The following is a 20,178-nucleotide window of genomic DNA, read 5'->3' as shown; positions in this document are numbered from 1 at the left end:
TAAATCAACCCACGATGAAATTAATACTTAACATACGATATACTACATTGGCCATTGCATTTATGGGCATGTTTGCAACAGGCTGCAAAAAAGATTTCCTGGTTGAAAACGCCGTATCTACACTCACTACCGATGCTTATTACAAAACAGAAGCGGGGTTTGAAGACCTGGTCAGGTCTTGTTATCCTTTGCTGCGAAACATCCACCAATCGCGCCAACTTGTTCTAAATGGTACCGACCTTTTTACGCCCGGTGGTTACGGCGATCCCAAGTTTGCAACGGCTCCGGCAAATGCTCCTTCATTAACTCAATATGATGCAGGACTAAATGCTTCGCTAGATGATTTCAGAGTTTTATGGACTTTATTATATGCTGAGCTTGGCCGCGTAAATACTGCCATCGGCCGTGCTGATGGTATCACTACGATGGCTGAACCGCTTAAAGCCGCGAGGGTATCTGAAGCAAAATTTTTAAGAGCCCTAACCCTTTTCTACCTGGTTCAGCAATGGGGCGATGTTCCAATGTCTTTGACCGAAACACAAAGCGCAAGCAAAGTAGCAACCAGGGTTCCTTCGGCTGGAATATACAGCCAGATTATAGCCGACCTTCTTGATGCTGAATCAAAGCTTCCCGCCGTTGCATCTAACTACGGAAGAATTACTAAAGGCGCCGCCCAGTTTTTATTGTCACGGGTATATTTGACCCGCGGCTGGAACTTTAATAAGTCCCTGGGAGGTACAAGCTCCGACTTTACTTCTGCACTTCAATATGCTGACAAGATCATCGATGCTTATCCATTGGCTGCAAAATACAAGGACCTTTTTCCAATCCGTTCCGAGAATCCATTGACCCAATATACAGGTGCTCAAAACGACAAAAATGCTGAAATTGTTTTTTCGGTGCAGTATAATCCTGACGTAATAACCAATAAAACCGATGCCGCCTTTCCACCGGTTGATGCTGCAGGTGGAAACAATTTACATTCGGTGTTTGGGGGCGGCGCAGAAGCATTTCCGGGATCAAAAGGCCGAACCAGCGATTACAACAGGTCCCAGCCTATTTACACGCTTAGCCCCGCTGTTTATCGCATGTACGATCCTGCTCTCGATACACGTTACGATCACAACTTCCTTGATGTCGGATATGCATTAGCGGCGGTTACAGGTTTCAAACCTTTACCGCTGGTAAATCCAAATCTTAAGGTTGATCTTAAAGTTGGAGATACGGTTGTTTATTATCGCCCGTGGAACAATCCTGCCACTTCCCCTGACAAAAGAGGAGTTGATGTGGGAGGTACAAGAAAATATTCAGTTATTAACGGTGATGAGTGGGGTGGCGGATACAATATCGTCAACGGTGTTGGTGCAAGTGGCTTTCCTACAGGCGAACCACATATGTGGAAATTTTGGCAACCAGGTATTCCATATGGCGATGCGTTTGGTACATTTAATGAAGCGCTTTTCCGTAGTGCCGAAGCTTACCTGATTGCTGCCGAAGCTATAGTAAAAGGGGCAACAGGTGGAAAGTTAGGCGGTGCGCATGTTTATTATAACAAGGTGCTTGACCGCGCTTTGGGCGCAAATGCCGGAAATGATCCTAAAGGTGCAAAGAACCCTGAAAATATTAAATCATTGGATGACCTTTCTTACCGCGCTACCCCGGGCACCATCACAATAGATCTTATTCTCGATGAAAGAGCCAGGGAATTATTAGGTGAGTACGACAGGTGGTTCGATCTAAAAAGAACAGGTAAGTTAATTGAGCGGGTTAAAAAATATAACCCATGGGCGGCAAAAAGCAACTCTATTAGCGAGATACACTATTTGAGACCAATTCCGCAAAGTGAAATTGATTTGTCTTTTCCTAAGATGACACAGAATACGGGTTATTAAAACATGCATTACAAGAAGAATTTGTCCGGCATCTATTTGGGATAAACAATGATGAAATTTTTTGGAGCCAGGCAGGATTGCTGCTATTAAACAGCCGTTGCGTCGCACGCTTGTACTTTTGATCTATGATTGTGGAAAGTAAAACATCATTTTATCCTTTGTAAAAGCACTCACTTAGTACCTGCACAAATTCTTCTTCTAACACCATAATGTAATTCTGGACAACACCATTGATCATCTCGGTTTATAGCGGCATCTCTCCTCAAAAAGGATACAGCGCCGATGAAGACCAGGGCTTAATGAGATTCTCTTGCCGTGCTAATGAACATTGGTTTATTCTCGACCAATGGTGGTACTTCAGCTACACCTTCTATGAAATCAGCAGCCCGATCTTCAAGAAAATCACCATTCAACTAAACCCGAAATATTATCCGGAAGACAGTTCTTGGTCCAGGTAAAAAACAATAGTCCTAAAAACTTTTACATACAATCCGCTTGCTAAATAACAAAGCATGGAACCAGCCCTGGCTGTTTCATGAAGCAGTGGGTTAAAAGGCCGACAATTGGTTTTACAAACGAACGATAAACCCAATGAGGCGTGGGGAAGTGATGCGAAAACGGCCGGCCATCCATGTCATCAGAAGAATAGATTAATGTGAATAGAAACGCTTTTAAAAAAGTATAAAAACAACAAATAGCAAACAGGTAAATCACTAATATGAAGATGAAGCATAAATTAAAAATAAGTAGATTTTGGCAGGTGTTTATTATACCTGCCTGCCTGTTGTTGGTGCAATCATCTGCTTTGCTTGCGCAGAAAAAAAATGCTTTACCCAACATCGTTTACATCCTTACAGATGACCTTGGTTATGGCGATGTTTCCGTTAACAATCCTCGAAGCAAAATCAATACGCCCAACATAGATGGGCTGGCTAAGCAAGGCATGCGTTTCACCGATGCACATACTACCTCTTCTGTTTGCACACCTTCACGTTATTCCATTCTTACCGGCAGGTATCCCTGGCGCAGCAGGCTACCTGTTGGAGTGCTTCGCGGCTATAGCCGTACTTTAATTGAAGATGAATTGCCTACTGTTGCCTCATTATTAAAAACAAAATCGTACAACACCGGCATAGTGGGCAAATGGCATCTCGGCCTCGACTGGGTTCCGAAAGAAGCTTACAAGGACTCAATCAGTCCGAAATATAATAAGGACAGGATGTATGGCATAAATTCTGAAATGAATCCCCATCACATAGACTTTACAAAGGCTCCTGTGCATGGGCCAACAACAGTGGGTTTCGATTATTCTTATATTCTCCCGGCCTCGCTTGATATGCCCCCATATTGCTATCTCGAAAATGATAAACTAACTGAACCACTTGCCAGTTCAACCGACGGAAATAAACTGGAAACAGGATACACCGGACCTTTCTGGAGACCGGGTTTAATGACGCCTTCTTATGATTTTTATGACGTTCTTCCTTCTTTTACCAATAAGGCTGCGGATTTTATAAAGAGACAGGCCGGCGCTAAAAACCCTTTCTTTCTTTACTTCCCCATGCCGGCGCCACACACTCCATGGGTGCCTGAAAAAGGAGCGGTGGGTAAATCAAAAGCAGGTGAATACGGCGATTATGTTCAGCAGGTGGATGCATCAGTAGGTCGAATATTACAGGTATTGGACAGCATGGGACTTTCAGAAAATACCATTGTGGTTTTTACAAGTGACAACGGCCCTTACTGGCGGCAAAATTTCGTTGATCAATACAACCATAAAGCCGCAGGCGAGTTCAGGGGCATGAAGGGTGATGTATTCGAAGGCGGTCACAGGGTTCCTTTTATTGTGCGTTATCCCGGCAAAGTAAAACCAGGAACGGTTAGCAATGTACCCACCACGCTTGCCAACTTAATGTCTACCTGTGCTGAATTGATTGGAAATAATTCAGCAAAATTTGAGACGGAAGACAGCTATTCAATTCTGCCTGTATTAACCGGCAAATCAATAGAAGTTGCTAACCAACCTGCTCTTGTCAACATCTCATCCAAAGGGTTTTATAACATAAGAAAAGGACCGTGGAAGCTGGTAACCGCCGTAGGCTCAGGTGGGTTTACTGTGCCTTCAATAGTTCAGCCTAAGCAAGGCGAAGCTGTGGGTCAGTTATACAACCTCGAAACAGATCTACACGAAGACAATAATGTATATAGCAAGTATCCTAAGAAGGTAAAAGAGTTGTCGGCTCTCTTGGATAAGATCAGACAGGCGCCGAAAGGAAAACAATTTAAACAATCCCTAAAGTGACCCAATGTTTTTTGTGCTGTTGAATATAAAATTCCAAATACAACGCAGTGTAGCTTTCCCGATCAAGCGCATACGCCTATCGTTCCTCAGAGCGTTGCCGCTAACGAGTGCAACGCAACGGCTGTTAAATAGTATTACTTCAGCCTGTTCAAAAAAATTTTTACACTATAAGCGTTAGCACCGGGGTGTATTACAGAACCAGGTGACATTATAACGACCAAAAACACTAACTATGAAATGTAAATTGCTATTGCTCGTTCTCGCGTTATATACTTCAAATGCCTGGGGGGCGGCAAACGACAAACTGATTACAGCCTATGGAGCAGTTGCGGACGGCAGAACCAACAATGCGCAATCTATTCAGAAAGCCATTGATGAAACCTCTGCAGCAGGTGGTGGAAGAGTAATCATTCCCGCCGGAAATTTTATGTCTGGCAGTATTTTTCTTAAGTCGGGCGTTGAGCTTCACCTGCAATTGGGCGCCACTTTATTAGGCTCACATGCGGTAAATGATTATCAGAAGATAGAAGGCCGTGCTGCATTGGTCTTGTCAAGAGACCAGAAGAATGTTTCAATATCAGGCGAAGGAATTATTGATGGACAGGGCCAGGAACTGATGCTGGATGTTTTCAAAAAATCAAGAAGCGGCGAACTAAAGCAGAATGACATCTGGCTGTATAAACGTCCTGAAGCAGGAAGGGCGATGGTGCTTTATTTTTGGGGTTGCAACAATGTGAAAGTGACTGGCATTACCCTTAAAAACGCATCCAACTGGGTGCAGGATTACCGTGAATGCGATGGCATTACCATACACAGAATCACTGTTCAAAGCACCGCTTACTGGAACAACGACGGGCTTGATATTACCGACTCCAAAAACGTAAGAATAACCAATTGTTTCATCAACGCTACCGACGATGCGATCTGCTTAAAATCGGAGAATCCAAAAAGCTTCTGCGAGAATATACTCATTGATAACTGCACCCTGCGCTCAAGTGCGAATGCACTAAAATTTGGCACCGCCAGTGTGGGTGGCTTTCGAAATGTGGTGGCACGTAACCTTACTGTTTTCGACACCTATCGCTCAGCCATAGCTATTGAAGCGGTGGATGGCGGCTTCATGGAAAACATAGATATTCAAAATGTAACAGCCGTAAATACCGGAAACGCTATATTTATTCGTCGAGGCCGCCGCAACCAGACTGGCCAGGTAAGCACCATTAAAAACGTGTACATCGCCAACGTAAAAGTGCAGGTACCACTGCTTAAACCCGACCAGGGTTACCCCATTGAAGGTCCGCCCGATCATCTTCGCCCAGGTTTTGATAAAATGCCTAAACGTCCCGGAAGCTATCATATTTATGGGCATCCATTTTTACCGTATAACCTTGTCCCGTCATCCATTACCGGCTTGCCAGGTTATCCGGTGCAGGGTGTTACACTTGAAAATATCAACATTACTTATGGCGGTCGTGCAAGCAAAGACATTGCCTATATTCCATTGGATTCCGTCACGTCTGTGCCTGAAAATCCTGCAGCTTATCCTGAGTTTTCCATGTTTGGCGAGCTGCCTGCATGGGGCTTTTATGTTCGCCACGCAGAAGGAATAAAGATGAAAAATGTAAGGTTGAGTTTCGTTGAAAACGACTTTCGCCCGGCAATGGTTTTAGACGATGTAAAAGCGATGGACATAACCGATGTTCACATTCCAAGTGGAAAAGATTTGCCTATAATACTATTAAATAATACTTCAGGTATAACATTTAAAAGCCTGAAAATGCCTGTTAGTGAATCGAAAGGAATAATGAAAACGAATTATAAGTAAAGGGCAGCTTGGTTCCCTGATGCAGGTGATGTTGAATATAAAATTTTTTGGTAGCAGGCAATAGTTTTTCAATTAAACATTGTTGTGTCACTCACTTGTACGGCATCAAATACTGCATCGATACCGTGAAAAGATGCACAGTAAAATAGTTAGTACAAGAGTGCGACGCAACGATGCTGAGATAACTTATACAGCCGGGTCCATGAATACCAGTGCATATTATATGTGTGTAGAAAATAAACATTCTACACCTTATCTAAAAGATTAAAAATGAACAACAACCCCAAATGGTTATTAAGTTTTTTATTGTTTTTGTGCATCATTCCACAAACGTATTCACGACAGCTCACCAATCTATGGCTGGATGAGATGGACATCAAATCTTTCTCTGAAGGCATTCCATCAATTGTGAAGAATACAAACGCCGGCGGCGATTCAATTCGACTCGGCGGGGCCACCTATAAAAGGGGTGTGGGTGTGCAATCACTAAGCGTTGTTTCTTTTTTGCTGGATGGAAATGCCAAAGAATTTTCAGCCATCATTGGTGCGGATGACAAGACCACCACCCTTGTAAACTTTAATTTTTTTGTGATCGGTGATAAGAAAATTCTATTCGAAAGCGGCATCATTAAAGCCGGCTCTACACCAAAAAAAGTAAAAGTCGATCTTACCAATGTTAAGCGTTTGGGCTTGCTGGTGCAGGTGAACGATCACCATATTGGCAAAGCCTGGTTTAATTGGGCAAATGCGCAATTTGTAATGTTAGGCGATCAGTTGCCGCAACATATTCCAAACAATGGCGAGCGATATATTCTAACACCGACTTCATTAAAAACACCTAAGATAAACTCGGCAAAAATCTTTGGCGTTACACCCGGAAACCCTTTCCTCTACACGATTGCAGCAACCGGCGAACGGCCCATGACCTTCTCTGCAGAGAACTTGCCTGCAGGACTTTTAATCGATCAAAAAACAGGTATCATCACAGGAAGCGTTCAGCAAAAAGGGCTGTACGTCGCCACGCTTAAAGCATCCAATTCCTTGGGCGAAGCAAAGGAAACATTGCGCATAAAAGTAGGTGATACCATAGCACTAACACCGCCCATCGGCTGGAATGGCTGGAACTCGTGGGCGAGGGAAATTGACGGCGAAAAAGTAATGGCTTCAGCGAATGCGATGGTTAAAATGGGACTAAAAGACCACGGCTGGACCTACATAAATATCGATGATGCGTGGCAGGGACAAAGGGGTGGAAAGTACAATGCTATTCTGCCCAACGAAAAGTTTCCTGACTTCAAAAAAATGATTGATTATGTACATAACCTAGGTCTTAAATTAGGCGTGTACTCAACTCCATGGATCACGAGTTATGCCGGGTATGCAGGTGGCTCATCCATTTATAAAGATGGAAAGTTTACCGATTCAATACGCAACAACAAACGTTCATTTCGCTACATTGGCCAGTACAGGTTCGAGGAAAATGATGCAAAACAAATGGCTGATTGGGGCGTGGATTATTTAAAATACGATTGGCGTTTGGAAGTTCCTTCGGCAGAGCGAATGTCAAAAGCATTAAAGAAATCCGGACGTGATATTTTGTATAGTTTATCTAATTCGGCGCCATTTGCAAATGCGAAAGACTGGGCAAGAATATCAAACACTTACCGAACCGGACCCGACATTAGGGATAGTTGGACAAGCCTTTATTTGTCAGCTTTTACCATTGATAAATGGGCTCCTTTCGGAGGCCCGGGCCATTGGAACGACCCCGATATGATGATCCTTGGAAACGTTACCACAGGTAGCAAATTGCATCCTACCAAGTTAACGCCTGATGAACAATATAGCCATGTAAGTTTGTTCAGCCTGCTCGCTGCCCCGTTGCTGATCGGTTGTCCCATCGAGCAGTTGGATGCCTTTACATTGAACCTGCTTACCAACGATGAAGTAGTTGCCGTCAACCAGGATCCGCTGGGCAAACCCGGACGATTGGTGTACGATCAAAACGGTGTACAGGTTTGGCTTAAACCGCTTGAAGACGGCTCGTATGCAGCCGGCTTGTTCAACATCAATGGCTTTGCTACAACGCCTCAAACGTATTTCCGCTGGGGCGATGAGGAGAAAAAATCATTTGATTTTGATTTTGCCAAGCTGGGCTTAAAAGGAAAATGGAAGCTGCGGGATGTATGGAAGCAAGAGAATATCGGTGTCTTCAATGAAACATTTAAAACCGACATTCCACATCATGGTGTGGTGATGCTTCGGTTGTTTCCTCAATAAATTTCTGGAACCATCATTTGAACAACTATTCAACATCGTTGTGTCACTCCCTTGTACTGTTTGTTATCTATTCAGCAGGCAGAAGAACGATACGGAATAACATAAATGGAGTGAATACTATTAGTTTAAGACATAAACACCAGCAATAAAAAAAAGGGGTCAATATGAACAAAACAGCATTCTTCACGCTTCTTTTCTTATCTGTAGCTGTAAGCGCTTTTGCACAAAAAACAGCCAATATCTGGCTTGACGATCTTACGATCCAGAGTTATTCAGAAGGCATTCGTCCTGTTCAGGCGAAAGTAAATTACACCAACGATTCATTGAAGATGAAGGGCGTTTATTATAGCCGCGGATTGGGTGCACAAACAGTCAGCGTATTAGCTTTTAATCTCAATAAAAATGCGAAACGATTTACGGCAGTAGTTGGCGCAGACGACAAAGCCAATAAAGACATTGCGATCTCCTTCTTTGTTATTGCAGATAAAAAAGTGCTGTTCGAAAGTGGTAAAATGAAAGTGGGTGATGCACCCAAAAAGGTTGATGTGAATCTTGAAGGTGTTAAACAGCTCGGGTTACTGGTTACGGATTCCGTCGGTGGAATTGGGAATAAATGGACCAACTGCAATTGGGCAGATGCTCAGTTAGTAATGAACGAGGGAACCAAACCGGAACACATTCCCAACAATGATGAAAAGTATATTTTAACGCCGCCCCCAGCTAAAACGCCCCGCATAAATTCGGCGAAAGTATTTGGTGCAACACCCCACAATCCTTTCTTCTACACCATTGCCGCAACCGGCGATCGTCCTATGCAATTTTCAGCAAAAGATCTTCCGGCAGGTCTTACTCTTGATACAAACACAGGCATCATTTCTGGGTCAGTTAAACAACGAGGCACCTATTCAGCCACGCTCAAAGCCAAAAATGCCCTGGGAGAAGCAACAACAAAACTGAAAATAAAAATAAGCGACACCATTGCCCTTACGCCGCCCATTGGGTGGAATGGCTGGAACTCCTGGGCGAATGAGATAGACCGCGAGAAAGTAATCGCCTCGGCAGATGCAATGGTAAAAATGGGGCTTCGGGATCATGGATGGACGTACATTAATATTGACGATGCATGGCAGGGAAAACGCGGTGGTGAACTAACCGCCCTTCAGCCAAATGAAAAGTTCCCAAAGTTCAAAGAGATGGTGGATTACATTCATTCGTTGGGCTTAAAAGCCGGGCTATATTCTACGCCTTATATCTCCAGCTATGCAGGTTATGTGGGTGCCAGCTCCGATTTTGAAAAAGGCGGCGAAACACACGAATCCATCATCGTTAACCGCAGGTCTTTTAACCGCATTGCCAAATACCAGTTCGAAACCAACGATGCAAAACAAATGGCGGAATGGGGTTTCGACTTTCTAAAATACGACTGGCGTGTTGATGTAAAATCTGCCGAACGTATGTCTGCAGCATTAAGAAGTTCGGGCAGGGATGTTGTACTCAGCCTATCCAATTCAGCGCCGTTTGCACACGTAGAGGATTGGATGCGTACCTCCAACATGTATCGCACCGGACCCGATATCCGCGATAGCTGGACCTCACTTTACCTTACAACCTTCTCCCTGGATAAATGGGGTCCTTACACCGGTCCCGGTCATTGGAGCGATGCAGATATGATGATCGTTGGCAATGTTACAACCGGTCCTGAAATGCACGCCACCCGGCTAACGCCTGATGAACAATACAGCCATGTTAGTTTGTTCAGTTTACTGGCAGCGCCGCTATTGATCGGTTGCCCCATTGAGCAGTTGGATGCCTTTACATTGAACCTGCTTACCAACGACGAAGTGATAGCCGTTAACCAGGATCCTTTGGGTAAAGCCGGAAGGTTAATGTATGAAGAAAATGGCGTTCAGGTTTGGCTCAAACAACTGGAAGACGGTGCATATGCAGCCGGCTTGTTCAATATTGATGAATATGGTAAAACACCGCAATCCTATTTCCGCTGGGGCGATGAACCAAAAAGATCATTTGTATTTGATTTTGCCAAAGCTGGATTGAAAGGAAATATGAAGTTGCGTGATGTATGGCGGCAAAAAGATCTGGGCGATTTTAAAGGATCATTTAAAACAAGTATTTCACATCATGGAGTGGTTATGCTGAAGTTGTTTCCAGTTAAATAGCATCAATAATTGATAAAATACTCATCTCATTTTTTTCGCTAATCATACAAATCCATTAAATCGCAATCGCATGAAAAGAAGAAATTTTATCAAAACAGGCGCCTCTGCCCTGGCGTTGGCAGCGGGTTACACCATTATTCCATCTTATGTGCTGGGCAAATCTTTCGGTCATGTTGCACCGAGCGATAAGGTGAACATTGCTTGTATCGGCATTGGCAACAGGGGTGGCGAACTCCTTAGATCATTGTATAAAACAGGGTTGGTTAATATAGTAGCGCTCTGCGATGTTGATATGGGCGCACCACATACCCTTGAAAATATTAAGGCATTTCCAAACGCAAAGCACTTCCAGGATTTCAGGCAAATGTTCGATAAAATAGGAAATGAATTTGACGCCATATCTGTAGGTGTTCCCGACTTTTCGCATTTCCCCATTGTGATGTTGGGTATGTCTCAGGGCAAACATGTGTATGTAGAAAAGCCGATGGGGCACACCTTTAATGAAGTGGAGATTATGATGAAGGGCGAGAAAAAATACAACGTTGCTTGCCAAATGGGCAACCAGGGACACTCCGAAGAAAACTATTTCCAGTTCAAAAGCTGGACGGATGCGGGCATTATAAAGGATGTTACAAAGATCACCGCGTTTATGAACAATGGGCGGCGTTGGCACGGAATGACGGCATCGGATTATTTACCTAAACAGACCATACCCGAAACGTTGGATTGGGACAAATGGATTGCAACCTCTCAATTCAGGGATTACAATGTTAAGTACACCAACGGCGATTGGCGGTCCTGGTTCCAGTTCGGCAACGGTGCTTTGGGCGATTGGGGGGCTCATATTATTGATACGGCGCACCAGTTTTTAGAGCTTGGTCTGCCTACTGAAGTTAACCCTACTTACATGGAAGGTCATAGCGCCTTTTTGTTTCCGCAGGGCTCCACGTTGCAGTTCAAATTTCCGAAGCGCAGAAATATGCCTGCGCTTGATATTACCTGGTACGATGGCTTTAATAACCAGCCAGCGTTGCCGGAATTTTTTGGCGAATAGGTGCGGGCTAAAAATATTCCACCGCCCACAGCAGGAAATATCAATACCAAAAGGTATCCCGGAAAAGTAATTTATAGCAAAGACCTCATCTTCAAAGGCGGTTCACATGGCTCACCGCTCGAGATTATTCCCGAGGCAAAAGCAAAGGAAATTGAGGCGTCGTTGCCCATTGTGCCCGTTAGTCCATCAAATCATTTTGCTAACTTTTTGAAGGCTTGCAAAGGCGAAGAAAAATGCCGTTCATCTTTCGATATCGCCGGTCCGTTGTGCCAGGTAATGGCGTTGGGCGTGTTGGCGCAGCAGTTAAATACAAGACTAATTTTCGATAGCAAAACAAAACAAATTACCAACAATAAAATGGGCAATCAATTGCTGGTTGGTCCCCCGCCCCGCAAAGAGTGGGAACAGTTTTATAAAATGTAAAAAGTTGAAATCCAGGAGATCCTTTACTTGTTTCAGGATCTCCTGGATAAGTAAAGAGAATTGCAGGGGATGCTGAAATTAACGCAGCATGACGGTTCGTTTCTTCTTTGCGTTTTTTAGGTGCCATTACTATGCGGCTTTGCGTGAAAAATTCAAAAGCGAATAAGAATGTTTTGGTAGCAGGCATTTAGGTTTCCATTGCTGTGCAAAAACACAAGATCATTATGAAAACTTTCGGATACCTATCGGAGAAAAATTTCATAATGATGATTCTCAGGATGTCATTTTTGGTTTTTGCTCAGCCGCTCGTTGTGTCACTCAATGTTTTCGTACACGATTGCTATGAGCATTCATCTTGCCGGGTTGGCGTATGAGCAATATAAAGGCATAAAACAATAATTGGTTGTAGGCCGTAGCTCAGCAACGTTATTCAAATATTTACGGTGGAAAAAGCTCAAACAGGTTATTCAGTAAAAGAGTGCGACGCAACGAAAGCTTTATTAATAACGAATGCCGGCGCCAAAAAAGAAAATATCATAACTGGTAAATACCCCTGAATTTAAACGAATCAATAAAGAAAGATGTACAGAAGAAAATTTGTAAGCCTTGGAACCGCAACATTGTGTGTAATGCCAATACTTGGACTAACAGCATTTAATAAAACAGACACCCCCCTTCCAAAACCAGCCTGGTTGCTTGACTTGATCAAAATAAATGATGATCAGGTTAAGCAGATGGCTGCGTTTAAAGTAAACGACACAAAGCACCGATATTATGGCGGATACTTTGATTGGGCGGAGATCCCAAACCCGCATAGTACCGTTTCGTTTATTAATGATGCGGGCTGCGCCATCTGCTGCCCTGAGTCCATTTATTGCCGGTCGCAACCTTTATTAGCCGACATTTCTTTGGCGCTTCAATGCTTGTTAAAAATGCAGCATGCAGATGGCACCATTGATTTATTAGCCACGAATTTCCAATCGCCGCCTGATACAGGCTTTATGGTAAAACGCCTTGCTCCGGTATATACACTGTTGAGACAATCCAATACCCCAGGTGCGGAAAAACCACTGGCTGACTTCAAAACATTTTTGCAACGGGCAGGCGAAGCGCTGATCACTGGCGGTATTCATACGCCAAATCACCGTTGGGTTGTATCGGCTGCGCTGGTAAAATTAAATGAACTGTGGAGCGATCAGCGATATGTAAACCGGGTGAACGAATGGCTGGGCGAACACATAGACATTGACGCCGACGGGCAATACACGGAGAAGAGTACGTCAGGTTATTCGGCTGTTGTTGACCGGGTGCTGATAACAATTTCGAAAGGATTAAATAAGCCTGAAATACTGGATGCCGTAAGGAAGAATATTAAGATGATGCGGTATTATATTCACCCCAATGGCGAGGTGGTAACTGAGGCGTCGAACCGGCAGGACAAGGGACAAATTGGTACGATGGAGAATTATTATTATGCCTGCAGGTACCTTTCGTTGCTGGATAGAGATGGTGAAATGGCGTCCATTTGTCGGTTGATAGAAGCAACTTCTTTTAAAAAGCTGGCGGATTTTCTGAATTATTTTTTAGAAGATCCATCGTTGTGGAAAGCGCTTCCCGGCAACAAACCCTTGCCCGATAATTACGTAAAATCGTTCCCATATTCGGGGATTGTTCGCATTCGGCGGGGGCAATGGGATTCAACCATTTTATCGAACAATGCAGGCTGGTTTACTTTTCATAAAAGCCACGTGGCTTTGCAGGGCATGCGCGTAGCAGCTTCATTTTTTGGCAAAGGCCAGTTTCAATCGGAAACTATTGAAAAGGTGGAAAATAGCTGGGTACTAACAAATAAGCTCGAAGGCGTGTATTACCAGCCTTACCCCAAGGAAGGTATTCAACCGGATGGAGATCTTTCAAAAATGCCCAGGAGCAACCGTAAGAAATCCAATATACAACACTTGCAAACGACCATTACAATTACCGAATCGGGCAATGGTATTAACGTGGAAGTTGAGATGAATGGAACAGAAGGCGTGCCCGTTTCTATGGAGCTTATTTTTCGAAGAGGCGGCAAATTTACGGGCGTTCAACAGCTTGAGGGAAGTGAAGATATTTATATGTTCAATGATACAGCCGGAACGTATTCCTCGAAGGGCGATACGATACATTTTGGCCCGGGCAAGCTTGAACATAAGGGGCTGCAGTTAAGAGGCGCTTTGCCGCATGCAGGCGCTCCAACGGTTTACCTCACAGGCTTTACGCCGTTTAAACATACTATTCAATTTTCTTGATTTTTGAGCCGGGGTTTGTTGCAACTATTTAGCATTCTTGCGTCGCACGCTTGTACTGAAAAGCGCTGCTGAGCAACCTTGCAATACTTACTTAATCAATAGAAATATTTTGGTTAATCAACTAGTAGCAAGCAAAAAACATGGGAGCAAAAAGTTTCTTCTTTGCGTCTTCGCGTGAAATTTCTTTGCGCCTTTGCGTGAAAAAAGAGACGACAAGGATGCTGCTTAAAAAACCAAAAGTACAAGTGAGTGACACAACGATGATGCTATGAAAAACCAATCGTTGGCTACCAAAAGAAGACCGCAAATAAGTTACTTATTACATATTCAAAATACAAATAATGATAAAAAAATGTTGGCTATTTGTTTTACTATCTATTAGCATTAGCGCAGGTGCTCAAAACGGCTGGAAAAATTTGTTTGACGGAAAAACATTAAAGGGCTGGAAGCAATTAAATGGCAAGGCAAAATACAATGTGGTGAACGGAGCCATTGTAGGAACAACCGTGACCGGCGAGCCGAATTCTTTTCTTGCAACTACCGAAGATTACGGCGACTTTATTCTTGAGCTGGAACTGAAAGCCGGCAACATGAATTCAGGAATTCAAATAAGAAGTCAATCGTTGCCCGAATATAAAAATGGCAAGGTTCATGGCTACCAGGTGGAGATTGATCCGTCGGATCGCGGTTGGTCGGGCGGCATTTTCGACGAAGGACGAAGGGACTGGATGTACCATGGCGAAATGAATCCTTCGAGCAAAAAAGCCTTTAATACAACCGGCTGGAACAAGTACCGCATAGAAGCGATTGGACCCGTGATCCGAACATGGGTGAATGGTATTCCGGTAACGTACATGGTGGATGATTTAACGCTAAAAGGATTTATTGCATTACAGGTACACTCGGTAAAACAAAGGGCTGGCGGCGCGCAGATACAATGGAAAAACGTGCGCATTCAAACAGGTGCGGCAATGAAGCCAAGACCACTCGACACTTCCACACCGGTTGCTAATTACACACTTAACACAATTTCGCCGCAGGAAAAAGCGCAGGGATTTAGATTGCTTTTTAATGGCAAAGACCTTTCCGGCTGGCGGGCTGTTTTAAAGCAAACGCCGACTGAAAAAGGCTGGGAAGCTGAAGAGGGACTGTTGCATATATTGCCGGCCGACACTGCATCGAAAAGCAAATATGGCGACCTTTTAACCGTGAACCAATTCAAAGCTTTTGAACTTAATTTTGATTTTAAATTGACGGAAGGCGCAAATTCAGGAGTGAAATATTTTGTTACCGAATCACCTTCATCGCAAAGGGCAGGGCTTGGTTTAGAGTACCAGATTTTGGATGATGAACGCCACCTCGATGCCAAGATGGGAACAGTTGGAAACCGCACCATGAGCAGCCTGTACGACCTCATACCGGCCGATACACTTGGTCCCAGGTTTAAGAAAAAAGTAGGGGATTGGAACCAGGGAAAGATCATCGTACACCCTAATAATCTTGTTCAGCACTGGCTCAATGGCTTCAAGGTGGTGGAGTACGTGCGGGGTAGTAATATTTACAGAGCACTGGTGGCTCATAGTAAGTTTGCTGATAAGAAAGATTATGGTCTTGCCCAACAGGCACCCATCTTATTACAAGATCATGGCAATTCGGTTTATTATAAAAACATCAAGATCAAAGAACTTAAATAGAGTTGTAATTCGGAAAAAAGTAGAAAAAGTTATGGAAAGGAAAGTGCAATATCACACCAACCGAACAACGAGGGATACCGTCTTTACTTTGCTTAAAGTGATTGAAGCACATTAACAACGGCTTCAATTAATTCAGTATCTACTTTAGTCGGTTGCATTTTTTCCGCATCTCCTATTGCTCTATAATTACCTTCCTCATCTCTTTCAATGGTTATTTGAGTGCCCCCTAAATCAACTATTATATGATTAACATAACCAAACCTAACAACATCAGCTTTTAAGGACAACTCTTTATTTTTATAAAACACTGGTATTTCTAATGTATCCATCCTGGTTGTTTATACTTGCTTAAATTATACATGTAGTATGAGGTATCGTAAAGCTGATTAACTATGGTCTGCTTGTTCCGTTTGTGCTATCAGTTTTTTTAAAATTTCAAAGGTGGAATCACCACTATAGCCATTGTTGGATTGGCCCAACCAAATGCTGACAAAGTCAGTGTTTCCGTTAGCTTTGGCAACCTTTCGCACTTCATTGGTGAGCTTGTTTTGATAGGGATAAGGCAAAATAACATCGTTTTGCTCAACCGCTTCAATAAAGGCGTTTTTGATGCCCCTTGCATATCGGCCTGAAAAGCTCTTGGTTAAAACAATTTCACTCTCTTTTACATTTCTCAATCGCTCCTTTTCAAATTCTTTCAGTGCACTTTCAGCAGAGCCCAGTAACAAACTCCCCACTTGAAATCCCTTTGCACCTAGCGCTTCGGTAGCTAACAGTGTTCTTGAATTGTAAATACCTCCTGCATAAACGAGCGGTACCTTAACGGCATCAAACACTTGCGATAGTAAAGACATACCCCCGATCATCGCAACGTTATCTAGGGTGAAGCTACCTCGATGTCCCCCCGCTTCCAATCCCTGCACGCAAAGAATATCAATTCCTGATGCTTCCAAAGTCTTCGCTTCTTCGACTGATGTACAAGTACCAATTAAGGTAATTCCATTGTCTTTTAGCATTTGAATGCTTTGCTGGTCAAGGTTGCCAAATGTGAAGCTTACAACCTTGATACCTTCCTGAAGGATAATGTCCAATTGTTCATGGTAGCTGGTTACACTTATCTCGTCAATACGGGGAAGTACAATGGTCAATCCATGTTCCGCTGCCAGGTTCTCAATAAACTGTTTTACAGCGCCGTATTTTGCTTTTAGTGTTTCAGTAAGTACCGGGATATCGTTGGCGAAAAGATTTACTGCAAAAAGTTTCGGGGACAACTGTTTGGTGGTGCGAATGACATCTCTGCATTTTTCTACTGGTAGGTCACCTAAAGGTAATGAACCAAGGCAGCCTGCTTTTGTTGCCGCCGCCACCATTTCAGGTGTTGTTACACCAAACATAGGAGCCTGAATGATAGAGTAATCACTGTTAAGCTTTTCAGTGATGTCGTTCTTCCAATTCATGAAGTAGTGGCGATTAGGGTACAAATCTACTTCAATAACAATTCGATTAATGCTTCCAACAGGCCATCTCTACGACCATACGCCTTCAAACATCATGTAAGTACTCCACTTTTCCGCTCCTTCCCTCATTGCAATCAAGCCGATTCCATTCGCATGGCTCTCACACTGTTTCCGCTGTAGTATATTGATGCCATAACTCCAACAACCCACTGTTTCATTTCACCGGCAACTGCAGTCATTCATTCATTTCAATTGAAGCGCCATTTAACAGGGTTATCAAAAGGTTTTTAAAGCATGTATTGGATTATTTAAAACCTGCCTTTGGCTGAAGCAATAATTTATCTTTTACCATCAGTCCAACGATCTTGGCACCAGCTACAGCGTTTAAATTCATCATTCAGCTCAGTCATTTTCTGGTGCATCTTTGACTTTAAATTTTTGTACACTTCTGCATAAAAAGGGTCGAAAACTAAGTTATGGACTTGCAACGGATCTTTTTGTTGTCAAACAACAATTCACTTCCATCCCGTAAATACTTTGCTGGTGAAAAGCTTATCCCTCACTGCACGCCATTCAAGCCCGTCCTGCCAAAAAAAAAGCATGCCCCCTTCCTTGGATGAAAGCAAAGTCAGGTTCAGGGCCACACTTCTACCCGAGCATATCATAACGCAACTGATCGGTTATAATGTAAATGATATTTGAACGTTAACTGCAACGTCCTGCTGGTGCTTATTCTCCTGACCTTTTATAGGATCAATTGAATTTAGTAACCCTAATACGGAAGGCAGATAAAAGTTTTTAGACTTATCAATTTAACTATTTTCACATGGACTGATTAATAGGGAGGAAAGGTGCCACCGTTTATTCACTGTCATCTTTAGCACACCTGAAACCGGTGTTTTCCAAACCACTATCGGGAGAAGTTTTCATACGCGCGGAAACCCGGTAACTACTACAATAGGAGGCATGACAAAGAAAAGAGCCGCCTCTAAGCACCTTTTTGGGTACAAGAGGCTCAGCAGGATCATAACTTTCACTAGGGCCTGCAGGATTTAAAATGGTAGCCTTATTTGCATGCATATAATAGTCAGAACGGTACCAATCGCTGCACCACTCCCAAACATTGCCAGCCATATCAAAGAGACCATATCCATTAGGAGCGAAGGATCTCACAGGAGCGGCCTTTTCAAAACCATCTTTTTTACTATTTTGATCTGGAAAGCGGCCCTGCCAAGTATTTGCTTTTGGTTTACCTTGCTCAACACCCTCTTTACCCCAGCTAAACGGCTCATCTTTTAAACCTCCACGTGCTGCCCATTCCCATTCAGCTTCTGTAAGCAATCGTTTTCCGGCCCATGCTGCATAAGCCCTGGCATCTTCCCATGAAACCTGCACAACAGGATAATAGTCTTTTCCATCTATACTGCTTCCAGCTCCGTGAGGATGACGCCAGTCGGCGCCTTTTTGCCATTGCCACCATTGTGCTTCGTTATTTAATGCAACTGGATAAGGTGGAGGTGTAAAAACCAGGGAAGCCGCTACCAACAAATCTTCCGGAGGTTTTGGAGTGCCGGGAGGAACCTGCTTTTTCAACTCTTCCCAGTCCGGCTTTTTTTCAGCTGTGGTTATCCATCCTGTTGCTTCTACAAACTGCCGAAACTGAAGATTCGTTACCTCTGTTTTGTCTATCCAAAAACTTTTCAGCTTAACCTTATGTTGAGGAAATTCATCTGCTCTGCCTTCTTTATCAGAAGAGCCCATTATAAATTCTCCAGAAGGAATAAGTACCATACCGCCAGTTGTACCTGCAGAGGAAACCTTCAAGGACGAACCAATTGTTTTTGCAGCGAAACGATTTGGAATATTAGAAGAGCAACTTATCACTTCCTCTTTTTTAGCGCCAGATGTTGTAGCAACAGAATCAGATTTACAACTATTCGAAAATACAATACCAATCATTACCATAATTACCAATGATCTTTCTAGCGAAATTGAATTCATTAAACTCCGGATTTTTTTCACCATAACCAACAATCTGATAAATTAAGAACACGAATGAGTGTAAAAGAGAAAAAGAAAAAGTCACAATTTGTCTCCTTCCTTTTTACTTTTTACTTATTTTTTTGAGTTACCTGTTTTAATAGGTGGGCGACGCAACAATGTATCAAAGTAATAAAAAAGCGCCTTCAAAAAATTCTCAAACCCAATAGAAATCCTGTTTGGGCTAATGCAGATGCTTCATTAATTTTTTTCCCATTTTTTCGAGCCAGGAGCAAAGCTTTATTCGTATAGTATAACCCAGAGTCATAATGAGTAGCACTATAATTAGAAGCCATATTACCGGTTATCTGATACCTGGCTGAGTCTGTTGTAGCTGTTGACAGCAGCCGTTTTAAACTATCAATAGTTTTTTGCTGGCTACAACAAAACAGGGGCATCAGTAGTAGGAGTATTTGGAGAGTACGTTTCATCATGTGTAAATAGTTTAAAGTTGTACAATAAAAGTGCTGCGTTCCCTTTCCTTACTTTCCTCCTTTATCTGCCATCCACGTGCTATTATAATTGTCTAAAACTGGGATTTATGGAATTTGGGGGAAGAATGGGATTAGCGAAGTAGCGGTAATTGAATAGTGAACTCCGCACCCTCCCCTGCCTTCGTTTCCACCTTCAACTCTCCACCGTGCACTTTAATAATATCATAACTCAATGACAACCCCAACCCTGTTCCCTGCCCTGCTGGTTTGGTTGTGAAGAATGGTTGAAAGATTTTATCTACTACTTTT

The 20,178-nt window shown here is 43.1% G+C and carries 14 protein-coding genes; 9 read left to right on the top strand and 5 right to left on the bottom strand.

The genetic code is table 11. The annotated features are described in order from the left end of the window. Positions 1-14 precede the first annotated feature (14 nt). The 9 genes from JWR87_RS12790 (at position 15) to JWR87_RS12750 (ending at position 15,938) form a co-directional block, all read left to right on the top strand. A complete protein-coding gene (locus tag JWR87_RS12790) occupies positions 15-1,892 on the top strand; it encodes a RagB/SusD family nutrient uptake outer membrane protein (protein WP_297820662.1) in 1,878 nt (625 codons plus the stop codon). Positions 1,893-2,616: 724 nt separating this feature from the next. Then, positions 2,617-4,194, top strand: coding sequence for an arylsulfatase (locus JWR87_RS12785; protein WP_297820660.1), 1,578 nt, complete (start codon positions 2,617-2,619; stop codon positions 4,192-4,194). A 232-nt stretch (positions 4,195-4,426) separates the two neighbouring features. Next, complete coding sequence (locus JWR87_RS12780) at positions 4,427-6,019, top strand: glycoside hydrolase family 28 protein (protein ID WP_297820658.1); 1,593 nt, start codon at positions 4,427-4,429, stop codon at positions 6,017-6,019. 270 nt (positions 6,020-6,289) lie between these two features. Then, entirely contained in the window at positions 6,290-8,299 is a 2,010-nt protein-coding gene (locus tag JWR87_RS12775) for an NPCBM/NEW2 domain-containing protein (RefSeq protein ID WP_297820656.1), read from the top strand. Between the two features lie 164 nt (positions 8,300-8,463). Continuing rightward, the gene (locus JWR87_RS12770) at positions 8,464-10,476 is read left to right on the top strand and encodes an NPCBM/NEW2 domain-containing protein (RefSeq protein WP_297820654.1); all 2,013 of its coding nucleotides are present in this window, start codon (positions 8,464-8,466) and stop codon (positions 10,474-10,476) included. Between the two features lie 70 nt (positions 10,477-10,546). Then, the gene (locus JWR87_RS12765; protein WP_297820652.1) at positions 10,547-11,530 is read left to right on the top strand and encodes a Gfo/Idh/MocA family oxidoreductase; all 984 of its coding nucleotides are present in this window, start codon (positions 10,547-10,549) and stop codon (positions 11,528-11,530) included. Beyond that, a complete protein-coding gene (locus JWR87_RS12760) occupies positions 11,531-11,953 on the top strand; it encodes a hypothetical protein (RefSeq protein ID WP_297820649.1) in 423 nt (140 codons plus the stop codon). A 581-nt stretch (positions 11,954-12,534) separates the two neighbouring features. Beyond that, entirely contained in the window at positions 12,535-14,244 is a 1,710-nt protein-coding gene (locus tag JWR87_RS12755; protein ID WP_297820648.1) for a hypothetical protein, read from the top strand. A gap of 341 nt (positions 14,245-14,585) precedes the next feature. Next, on the top strand, positions 14,586-15,938 hold the full coding sequence (locus tag JWR87_RS12750) for a DUF1080 domain-containing protein (RefSeq protein ID WP_297820646.1): 1,353 nt from the start codon (positions 14,586-14,588) through the stop codon (positions 15,936-15,938). Between the two features lie 92 nt (positions 15,939-16,030). Here the strand turns inward: JWR87_RS12750 and JWR87_RS12745 are convergent, their stop codons facing one another. The 5 genes from JWR87_RS12745 to JWR87_RS12725 all read right to left on the bottom strand — a co-directional run bounded on the left by JWR87_RS12745 (position 16,031) and on the right by JWR87_RS12725 (position 20,162). Further along, on the bottom strand, positions 16,031-16,267 hold the full coding sequence (locus JWR87_RS12745) for a hypothetical protein (protein WP_297820644.1): 237 nt from the start codon (positions 16,265-16,267) through the stop codon (positions 16,031-16,033). Positions 16,268-16,324: 57 nt separating this feature from the next. After that, positions 16,325-17,395 carry a nitronate monooxygenase gene (locus tag JWR87_RS12740; protein ID WP_297820642.1) on the bottom strand — a complete coding sequence of 357 codons (1,071 nt, stop codon included), beginning with the start codon at positions 17,393-17,395 and terminating at the stop codon, positions 16,325-16,327. An 861-nt stretch (positions 17,396-18,256) separates the two neighbouring features. Further along, positions 18,257-19,396, bottom strand: coding sequence for a formylglycine-generating enzyme family protein (locus JWR87_RS12735; RefSeq protein ID WP_297820640.1), 1,140 nt, complete (start codon positions 19,394-19,396; stop codon positions 18,257-18,259). Positions 19,397-19,581: 185 nt separating this feature from the next. Then, positions 19,582-19,869, bottom strand: a complete 288-nt coding sequence (locus tag JWR87_RS12730; RefSeq protein ID WP_297820638.1) for a hypothetical protein — start codon at positions 19,867-19,869, stop codon at positions 19,582-19,584. A gap of 131 nt (positions 19,870-20,000) precedes the next feature. Continuing rightward, the gene (locus JWR87_RS12725) at positions 20,001-20,162 is read right to left on the bottom strand and encodes an ATP-binding protein (RefSeq protein ID WP_297820674.1); all 162 of its coding nucleotides are present in this window, start codon (positions 20,160-20,162) and stop codon (positions 20,001-20,003) included. Positions 20,163-20,178: the final 16 nt, after the last annotated feature.

This window comes from Segetibacter sp., from assembly GCF_025963695.1.
In the GTDB taxonomy this organism is placed as follows: domain Bacteria; phylum Bacteroidota; class Bacteroidia; order Chitinophagales; family Chitinophagaceae; genus Segetibacter.
Note: the sequence above shows the minus strand (reverse complement) of the source record. Positions and strands in the feature narration are given on the sequence as shown.

Excerpts from the sequence above, each read along its gene's own strand:
- JWR87_RS12775 (WP_297820656.1), top strand. The coding sequence starts at position 6,290 with ATGAACAACAACCCCAAATGGTTATTAAGTTTTTTATTGTTTTTGTGC.
- JWR87_RS12745 (WP_297820644.1), bottom strand. The coding sequence starts at position 16,267 with ATGGATACATTAGAAATACCAGTGTTTTATAAAAATAAAGAGTTGTCC.
- JWR87_RS12780 (WP_297820658.1), top strand. The coding sequence starts at position 4,427 with ATGAAATGTAAATTGCTATTGCTCGTTCTCGCGTTATATACTTCAAAT.
- JWR87_RS12735 (WP_297820640.1), bottom strand. The coding sequence starts at position 19,396 with ATGAATTCAATTTCGCTAGAAAGATCATTGGTAATTATGGTAATGATT.
- JWR87_RS12750 (WP_297820646.1), top strand. The coding sequence starts at position 14,586 with ATGATAAAAAAATGTTGGCTATTTGTTTTACTATCTATTAGCATTAGC.
- JWR87_RS12755 (WP_297820648.1), top strand. The coding sequence starts at position 12,535 with ATGTACAGAAGAAAATTTGTAAGCCTTGGAACCGCAACATTGTGTGTA.
- JWR87_RS12730 (WP_297820638.1), bottom strand. The coding sequence starts at position 19,869 with ATGATGAAACGTACTCTCCAAATACTCCTACTACTGATGCCCCTGTTT.
- JWR87_RS12770 (WP_297820654.1), top strand. The coding sequence starts at position 8,464 with ATGAACAAAACAGCATTCTTCACGCTTCTTTTCTTATCTGTAGCTGTA.
- JWR87_RS12785 (WP_297820660.1), top strand. The coding sequence starts at position 2,617 with ATGAAGCATAAATTAAAAATAAGTAGATTTTGGCAGGTGTTTATTATA.
- JWR87_RS12765 (WP_297820652.1), top strand. The coding sequence starts at position 10,547 with ATGAAAAGAAGAAATTTTATCAAAACAGGCGCCTCTGCCCTGGCGTTG.
- JWR87_RS12790 (WP_297820662.1), top strand. The coding sequence starts at position 15 with ATGAAATTAATACTTAACATACGATATACTACATTGGCCATTGCATTT.
- JWR87_RS12740 (WP_297820642.1), bottom strand. The coding sequence starts at position 17,395 with ATGAATTGGAAGAACGACATCACTGAAAAGCTTAACAGTGATTACTCT.